Source organism: Exiguobacterium sp. Leaf196, from assembly GCF_001423965.1.
Classification (GTDB): Bacteria; Bacillota; Bacilli; order Exiguobacteriales; family Exiguobacteriaceae; genus Exiguobacterium_A.
Genome location: NZ_LMPV01000013.1, coordinates 45,829 through 54,483, shown reverse-complemented (window position 1 = coordinate 54,483; position 8,655 = coordinate 45,829). Strand labels below are relative to the sequence as shown.

The 8,655-nt window shown below is 47.3% G+C and carries 8 protein-coding genes and 1 rRNA gene; all 9 read left to right on the top strand.

Features of this window, described 5'->3' with window-relative positions; translation table 11 throughout:
* Positions 1-4: 4 nt before the first annotated feature.
* The 9 genes from rrf (at position 5) to ispF (ending at position 8,640) form a co-directional block, all read left to right on the top strand.
* Positions 5-120 (top strand): 5S ribosomal RNA (gene rrf / locus ASG02_RS15385).
* A 131-nt stretch (positions 121-251) separates the two neighbouring features.
* Positions 252-707: a CtsR family transcriptional regulator gene (locus tag ASG02_RS15380; protein WP_023466578.1), complete on the top strand. Its 456-nt coding sequence runs from the start codon at positions 252-254 to the stop codon at positions 705-707.
* A gap of 25 nt (positions 708-732) precedes the next feature.
* Complete coding sequence (locus ASG02_RS15375) at positions 733-1,161, top strand: hypothetical protein (protein ID WP_023466580.1); 429 nt, start codon at positions 733-735, stop codon at positions 1,159-1,161.
* Positions 1,154-2,227: a protein arginine kinase gene (locus ASG02_RS15370; protein WP_056064911.1), complete on the top strand. Its 1,074-nt coding sequence runs from the start codon at positions 1,154-1,156 to the stop codon at positions 2,225-2,227. The genes ASG02_RS15375 and ASG02_RS15370 overlap by 8 nt, the downstream gene beginning before the upstream one ends.
* Entirely contained in the window at positions 2,227-4,674 is a 2,448-nt protein-coding gene (gene clpC / locus ASG02_RS15365; protein WP_035413120.1) for an ATP-dependent protease ATP-binding subunit ClpC, read from the top strand. The genes ASG02_RS15370 and clpC overlap by 1 nt, the downstream gene beginning before the upstream one ends.
* 75 nt (positions 4,675-4,749) lie before the next feature.
* Positions 4,750-6,126, top strand: coding sequence for a DNA repair protein RadA (radA, locus tag ASG02_RS15360; RefSeq protein ID WP_029343076.1), 1,377 nt, complete (start codon positions 4,750-4,752; stop codon positions 6,124-6,126).
* A gap of 127 nt (positions 6,127-6,253) precedes the next feature.
* Positions 6,254-7,339, top strand: coding sequence for a PIN/TRAM domain-containing protein (locus ASG02_RS15355; protein ID WP_056064909.1), 1,086 nt, complete (start codon positions 6,254-6,256; stop codon positions 7,337-7,339).
* A 132-nt stretch (positions 7,340-7,471) separates the two neighbouring features.
* On the top strand, positions 7,472-8,155 hold the full coding sequence (gene ispD, locus ASG02_RS15350; RefSeq protein WP_056064907.1) for a 2-C-methyl-D-erythritol 4-phosphate cytidylyltransferase: 684 nt from the start codon (positions 7,472-7,474) through the stop codon (positions 8,153-8,155).
* A 2-nt stretch (positions 8,156-8,157) separates the two neighbouring features.
* Positions 8,158-8,640 (top strand): 2-C-methyl-D-erythritol 2,4-cyclodiphosphate synthase, encoded by a 483-nt coding sequence (gene ispF / locus ASG02_RS15345; RefSeq protein ID WP_029343079.1) that lies wholly within the window; start codon positions 8,158-8,160, stop codon positions 8,638-8,640.
* Positions 8,641-8,655 lie beyond the last annotated feature (15 nt).

Sequence of the window (8,655 nt, the reverse complement as noted above, 5' to 3'; positions counted from 1 at the left end):
GTCGTCTGGTGACGATAGCCAAGTGGTCACACCCGTTCCCATGCCGAACACGGAAGTTAAGCACTTGAACGCCGAAAGTAGTTGGGGGCTTCCCCCTGCGAGGATAGGACGTTGCCAGGCACTTGACCGATCTGCAGATTGCAGGTCGGTCTTTTTGTGTTTTCTAAAAAGCCTTATCAGTTGCATTTCTTTTTTTAGATGATTACTATTAAATCAAACAATAGTCAAAGATGGTCAGAGAGGTGGTGCCAATGCAAAACATCACAGATATCATCGAAGCCTATTTAAAGCAAATTTTACACGACGAAAAGACGATTGAAATCAAACGTCAAGAAATTGCACAACGTTTTGACTGTGTTCCATCACAAATCAATTACGTCATTAATACTCGTTTTACGGTCGAAAAGGGTTATTTTGTTGAAAGTAAGCGGGGCGGCGGTGGATACATTCGGATTCAAAAAATCGTTGTGCTCGATAGTCACGATCTATTAGACGAAGTCAGTTCATGGATCGGTGATCATTTGACGGAACAAGCTGCAGAAGATTATTTGATTCGTTTGATGAACGAACAATTACTGACGCGGCGGGAAGCTATTTTGATTCAATCGCTGTTGCAAAAAGAGAGTTTGCCAATGGCGGTCGAAGATCAACACCGGATGCGTGCCCACTTGATGCGGACGCTTCTTCAAACCATGAAGCGACTCTAGTCGTCGGACATTGGAGGAATGCACGATGCGTTGTCAACGATGTGGCGAACGAGAAGCAATCGTCCGTGTCAAACTCCCACAAGAGTCAGAAACCGATGAGAAGTTCTTATGCTCGGTTTGTGTACGGGAGTTAGCACGTGAATATCAAGGGACGGCATGTCCGTCTTGTGGTATGACCCGTCAACAATTGCTTCATCTTCGTAAAGTCGGTTGCCCGACTTGTTATTCATTTTTCAAAGACGAAGTCGACGGCATGGTTCGTCAGTTCCAACACGGTCATACGCAACATTATGGTTCACGCCCTGATGAGGAATCCGTGGAAAAACGATTAAACCAGCAGCTTAGTCGTCTCAAAGAACAACTCAACCGCAAAATCTTAGCAGAAGATTATGAAGAAGCAGAAGTCATAAAACAACAGATTGAGAGTGTCGAGGAGGATTTGCGTCATGTTTGAAGAGTTGCTTCAACACCCTTTAAGCGAATCGATGAATCAATCTTCTCCCTTTGACGACATCGTCGTTTCGACACGAGTCCGTTTGGCGCGCAATACGACACGTTATCCGTTCTCAACGATGTTGTCAGAAGCACAAGCCAATGCACTCATTGAAGAGACGGAACGCCAACTAAATGGGATGAAAGGGTTCCGATTTGGTCGTGTCGATCAGGCGGATGTCCTGACCCGAACCGCTTTAGTAGAAAAGCATCTAATTAGTCCGGCGTTAGCGAGTCATCCACGGACAGGACTCTTCATTAGTGAAGATGAGCAGATCAGTGTCATGGTAAACGAAGAGGATCATTTTCGAATTCAGACGTTATTACCTGGGCTACAGCTTGAAGAAGCGTTTCGGATCGCAAAACAAGTCGATCGCTTGATCAGTGAACGATTTAAGATTGCTTTTGATGACACGCTTGGTTATTTAACGACTTGTCCGAGTAACGTCGGAACAGGTCTTCGTGCTTCCGTGATGTTGCACTTACCGGGACTAGTCCTGACGAATCAGATTCAAGGCTATATCAAACACTTACGACAGTTAGGATTCGCGATTCGTGGGCGTTACGGTGAGGGAAGCGATGCTTCTGGTCGCATGTTCCAACTTTCGAACCAACGGACGCTTGGGGCAAGCGAGGATATGCTGATCACGGACTATCAATTTGCGGTCGAAGCATTAATTGAAGCAGAACAGGCAGCACGAAAAGGATTATTGGAGATGTATCAAGAAGAACTAGAGGACAGACTATATCGTTCCTATGGCATCCTGACATCAGCTCGACTGATTACAGCGCGGGAAGCAACGGAACGGTTATCGGATGTTCGCTTAGCGGACAGTCTGGGACTAGAGGTCAATCTACCTCCAAATCTTTTTCACCAACTGCTCGTCTCGCTACAAACAGGTTTTCTACAAAAGCATTTCGGGAAACAATTAACATCTAGAGAACGGGACATCGAACGGGCGAAACGAATCCGGGCGATGTTAACCGAACAGACAAACAGGGATCACACACAAGGAGGTTTTGCATAATGATGTTTGGACGATTCACAGAACGTGCACAACGTGTATTGGCACTTGCTCAAGAAGAGGCAGTACGGTTGGGGCACCACAATATCGGAACAGAACACATTTTACTCGGACTTGTACGTGAAGGAGACGGAATTGCTGCGAAAGCATTAACAGCACTCGGTCTCAGTTCAGATAAAATTCAGATGGAAGTCGAAGCATTGATCGGTCGCGGACAAGATGGTGCAACGACGATTCACTATACACCACGTGCGAAAAAGGTCATTGAGTTATCAATGGATGAGGCACGTAAACTTGGTCATTCTTACGTTGGGACAGAACACCTCTTGCTCGGATTGATCCGAGAAGGAGAGGGCGTTGCTGCTCGTGTCTTAAATAACTTAGGCATCAGTCTTTCAAAAGCCCGGCAGCAAGTACTCCAGTTGCTCGGGAACAGTGAAACAACAGCAAACGCGTCGCAAGCAGGTTCAGGTGTCGCAACACCAACACTTGATGGTCTTGCTCGTGATTTGACACAACAAGCGCGTGAAACACGTCTTGATCCAGTTATCGGTCGTGCGAAAGAGATTCAACGCGTCATCGAAGTCTTGAGCCGCCGGACGAAGAATAACCCAGTCTTGATCGGGGAACCAGGGGTCGGTAAAACGGCTGTCGTCGAAGGTCTCGCTCAACAAATCATCAACAATGAAGTACCGGAGACGTTACGCAATAAACGCGTTATGGTACTCGACATGGGAACACTCGTTGCCGGTACGAAATACCGTGGTGAATTCGAAGATCGTTTGAAAAAGGTCATGGATGAGATTCGTCAAGCGGGGAACATCATTCTCTTCATCGATGAGTTGCATACATTGATTGGAGCGGGTGGAGCAGAAGGTGCGATCGATGCATCGAACATCCTTAAACCATCGCTCGCACGAGGTGAACTCCAGTGTATCGGAGCAACGACTCTTGATGAGTACCGGAAATACATCGAAAAAGATGCGGCACTCGAACGTCGTTTCCAACCGATTCAAGTCGCAGAGCCAACAACGGATGAAGCAACACAAATCCTATTTGGTCTTCGCGATCGTTATGAAGCACACCACCGTGTGACGATCACAGATGAAGCGATTCAAGAAGCCGTCACCTTGTCGGATCGATACATTTCGGATCGGTTCCTTCCGGATAAAGCGATTGACTTGATCGATGAAGCGGCATCAAAAGTTCGGTTGCGTTCGTATACAGCACCACCGAACTTAAAAGAAGTTGAAGCGAAACTCGAAGGCATCCGTAAGGACAAAGATGAAGCTGTCCAAAGTCAAGAGTTTGAAAAAGCAGCAAGCCTCCGCGATACGGAACAAAAACTACGTGATGAACTTGAGCGTTTGAAAGAGGAATGGCAGAATAAACAAGGCAACGAAAAACTTGAAGTCACAAAAGATGATATCGCACAAGTTGTTGCCAACTGGACAGGTGTACCGGTCACGAAGATCGCGGAAGAAGAGACGGATCGTCTTCTTCGTCTCGAAGAAATCCTTCACGATCGTGTCATCGGTCAAAACGAAGCCGTTAAATCGATTTCAAAAGCCATTCGTCGGGCACGTGCTGGACTGAAAGATCCAAAACGTCCGATCGGTTCGTTCATTTTCCTCGGTCCTACTGGGGTTGGTAAGACAGAACTCGCACGTGCGGTTGCCGAAGCAATGTTCGGTGATGAGGATGCAATCATCCGGATCGACATGTCAGAGTACATGGAGAAACATGCAACGAGTCGTCTCGTTGGTTCACCTCCAGGATATGTCGGTTACGAAGAGGGCGGTCAATTGACTGAAAAAGTTCGCCGGAAACCGTACTCGGTCATCTTACTTGATGAAATCGAGAAGGCGCACCCAGAAGTCTTCAACATTCTCTTGCAGGTACTCGATGATGGGCGCCTAACAGACTCGAAAGGTCGCACGGTTGATTTCCGTAACACGATTATCGTCATGACGTCGAACGTCGGTGCAAGTGCCCTTAAACGTAATAAATATGTTGGATTCGCTGTTTCTGAAGATACGGATCGCGAATACAAAGACATGAAAGATAAAGTCATGGAAGAACTCAAACGGGCCTTCCGTCCAGAGTTCTTGAACCGGATTGATGAAACGATCGTCTTCCATTCACTCGAGAAACAACATATCGAAGAGATCGTGAAGTTGATGGCGAAAACCCTTGAAAAACGTTTGGCTGAACAGGAAATTCATTTCGAATTGACACCAGCTGCCCTCTCGAAGATCGCCGATATCGGATACGATCCAGAGTACGGTGCGCGTCCAATCCGTCGTGCCCTTCAACGGGAAGCGGAAGACCGGTTGTCAGAAGCATTGCTCGCAGGTGATATCCAAAAAGGAGAGCATGTTGCGCTTGATGTCGAAGAGAACGAATTCATCGTTCGCCGGAATCACGTGAGTTCTGCCGCAACGGAATAAGCACTGAGCACAGGGCCAGCTTTCGCACTTTCTGAGCGAAGCTGGTCTTTTTTTGAAACAGAAAGGATGAATCGATTGGCTAAGTTAAAAACAAAATTCGTTTGCCAAAGCTGTGGAACTGAATCACCGAAATGGATGGGACGTTGTTCTGGATGCGGGGAATGGAACACGATGGTCGAAGAAGTCGTCGAAGAAAAAAAAGGACGGCGCGGTGCCGCTTTTGTTCATACGACGACAAAACAATTAAAGCCAGAGCGCCTCGCGAATATCGTCTCGCAAGAAGAGAGTCGTGTCTTTACCGGAAGTGGTGAATTCGACCGTGTCCTCGGAGGTGGCATCGTTCCAGGTTCGATGGTGCTTGTTGGAGGAGACCCGGGGATCGGGAAGTCGACGATCTTACTGCAGACGAGTGCACGGCTTGCCCAACGTGGTGAAAAAGTGCTCTACATCTCAGGGGAAGAATCGCTTAAACAAACCAAATTGCGCGCGGAACGGCTTGGATTGCCGACACAGGATTTGTTCGTCCTCAGTGAAACGGACATGAACATGATTGAACGTGTCGTTGATGAAGAACAGCCACGGTTTTTAATCATCGACTCGATTCAAACCGTCTACATTGATGAAATTCAGTCCGCACCCGGGAGCGTGACACAGGTACGTGAATGTACGGCGATGCTGATGAAAATTGCGAAGAGTCGCGGTATTGCGATCTTCATCGTTGGTCACGTTACAAAACAGGGTTCGATTGCTGGACCACGTTTACTTGAGCACATGGTGGATGCTGTCTTGTATTTCGAAGGCGAACGTCACCATACGTTTCGGATTCTGCGTGCTGTTAAAAACAGATTTGGTTCAACGAATGAGATCGGAATTTTTGAGATGCGGGAGTCTGGCCTTGAAGAGGTCTTAAATCCGTCAGAAATTTTCCTCGAAGAGCGGACATCCGGCGTATCCGGTTCAACGATCGTCGCTTCGATGGAAGGGACACGGACGGTCCTTGTCGAACTGCAAGCACTGATTTCACCGACGTCATTCGGGAATCCTAGACGGATGGCGACCGGAATCGATCAAAATAAAGTAGCGTTATTGATGGCCGTTCTTGAGAAACGATCGGGTCTTCTCTTACAAACACAAGATGCCTATCTCAAGGCAGCGGGTGGTGTGAAGCTCGATGAACCAGCGATCGACTTAGCCGTCTGTGTTGCGATTGCCTCTAGTTTCCGTGACAAACCGACGCGTCCGACGGATGTCGTGATTGGTGAGGTCGGGTTGACGGGAGAAGTTCGTCGTGTATCGCGCATTGAGCAACGTGTAGCAGAAGCAGCCAAACTCGGTTTTACACGAGCGATCATTCCGAAAAATAACTTAGGAGGCTGGACGTATCCGGACGGGATTACGGTCGTCGGTGTCGAGAGCGTGGACGAAGCATTACGCGAAACAATTCCGTTTTAAGCTGGAATGACGTAAAAAATGGGGGAACTGTAATGGATATGTAAACAGTTTCCCCTCCTTCCGGCGTAGGTAGTTCAATTCAGTACATGTTACAATGAACTTAAAATAGGCAAAGGAGGTGAGAAGATTGAAAATCGTCATACGGGTATTTTTTGCATTACTCGGACTTGCCCTTGGGATCTTGTTGCTTCCTCAGTTTTTCCAATTGATTGAAACAGCGACAAGTACGACTTTCCCGGCATGGTTGATGAGCGAATACGTAACTGGAACGATTGGTGCACTCATATTCTTATTAATTGGATTATTCATTACGGATTCGGTAATTCGACTTCTCCGATTTTTAGAAGAACGACTCGTCAAAGCCCCAGTAGCAGATCTCTTTTTTGGTACGTTTGGTTTGTTGATCGGATTAGTATTAGCATTTCTCGTCAGTACGTTAATCGACTTAGTTGGGATTCCTGTCCTCAGTAATGTCTTAACGATCTTCGTGACCGCGTTATTCGGATATCTCGGCTTTACGGTCGGGTATCGAAAACGTCATGAATTGACGAAAATCTTCTTACGTAGCAACCAAAGTGAAAAAAAGACGGCACCTGAAGTCGTCGTTCCAGTTAAATCAAACAGCAAGGTACTTGATACGAGCGTCATCATCGACGGACGAATTACGGATATCACAAAAACCGGCTTCGTCGAAGGAAAACTGATCGTCCCGCAATTCGTCATCGGTGAGTTGCAATACATCGCCGATTCTTCCGATACGTTGAAACGAAACCGTGGACGTCGTGGACTCGATGTCTTAAAAGAGTTACAAGAGATTCCTGGAGTCGAAGTCGAAATTTATGATGGCGATTTCGAGGATGTACCGGAAGTCGATATTAAACTGATTAAACTCGCGGAACTCGTCAAAGGGATCGTCGTCACGAACGACTATAACTTAAACAAAGTCTGTGAAGTCCGACATGTTCCTGTCCTTAACATCAATGACCTGGCGAATGCGGTCAAACAAGTCGTCATTCCAGGAGAAGAAATGACCGTCCTTGTCATCAAGGAAGGGAAAGAACAAAAGCAAGGAATCGCCTATCTCGAAGATGGAACGATGGTCGTCGTCGAAGGAGGAAAACACCTGATCTCGAAAACGATTGGCGTCGTCGTCACGAGTGTCTTACAGACGTCAGCTGGACGAATGATTTTTGCGAAACCACAGGAAAAATGAGACACTATGCCTAGAGAGACATCGAGAGGCATTCGGATAGACCCCGCAACGGATTCGATTTCATGATCGAGTCCGTTTTCGGTGTGATGGAATGGATCACGATGATCAGTGAGAGAGAAAAGAGGGAATGAAATGTCTACAGCCACATATCGCGTCGTCATCCCCGCTGCCGGTGCCGGTAAGCGGATGGGCGCAGATCGTAATAAATTGATGCTTGAACTAAGAGAACGTCCAATCATCGCTTGGACACTAGATGTCTTCGAGGCGGACCCGGCATGTGCGGAAATCGTTCTTGCGATCAATCCAATGGAGAAAGACTGGTTTACGCACGTCACTTCGTCCTATGCGACAGCCATCAAACTGGTTGCGGGTGGTGCCGAACGTCAAGAAAGTGTTCTCCGTGGTCTTGAGGCATTAGAAGGCGAAGGGATCGTCCTGATTCATGATGGGGCTCGACCGTTCATTTCACAAGAAGCGATTCATGCGGTCGTCCAGGCGGCAGTGTTGGATCAAGCAGCGATTCTCGCCGTACCGATCAAAGACACCGTCAAACGGATCGAAGCGAATCACATCAGTGAGACCGTTCCGCGAGAACACTTGATGGCAGCCCAGACACCACAAGCATTTGATCTTGCAACGATTCGCACGGTTCATGAAAAAGCGGCAACAAAATACCTAGGAACCGATGATGCAAGTTTGATAGAATGGGACGGAGGAAAAGTAACGATCGTCCACGGTCACTACGAAAATATCAAGATGACGACACCGGACGATCTATGGTTCGGTGAAGCAATTCTAATGAAACGAGGGAAATGACGATGATTCGAATTGGACAAGGTTTTGATGTACATGCCTTTGCAGAGGATCGGAAATTGATTTTAGGCGGCATTGAGATTCCGCATACGAAAGGATTGCTCGGTCATTCGGATGCAGACGTCTTGTTACATACGATTGCCGACGCAGCACTTGGTGCGATTGCAGCGGGGGATATCGGAAAACATTTTCCGGATACGGATCCGGAATTCAAGGATGCGGATTCAGCAAAATTACTGCAGCATGTCTACGCGCTCGTTAAACAACAAGGGTATGAGCTTGGCAACCTAGATGCGACAGTCATCGCACAGGCACCAAAGCTTCGTCCGTACATCGACACGATGCGCGCTCGGATCGCAGAATTACTCGAAGCGGACATTGAACAGATCAATGTCAAGGCAACGACAACGGAATGGTTAGGTTTTACGGGACGAGAAGAGGGAATCGCTTGTCAAGCAGTGATTCTACTGAAACGAATCGAAGAATAAGGTATACTAGATAAG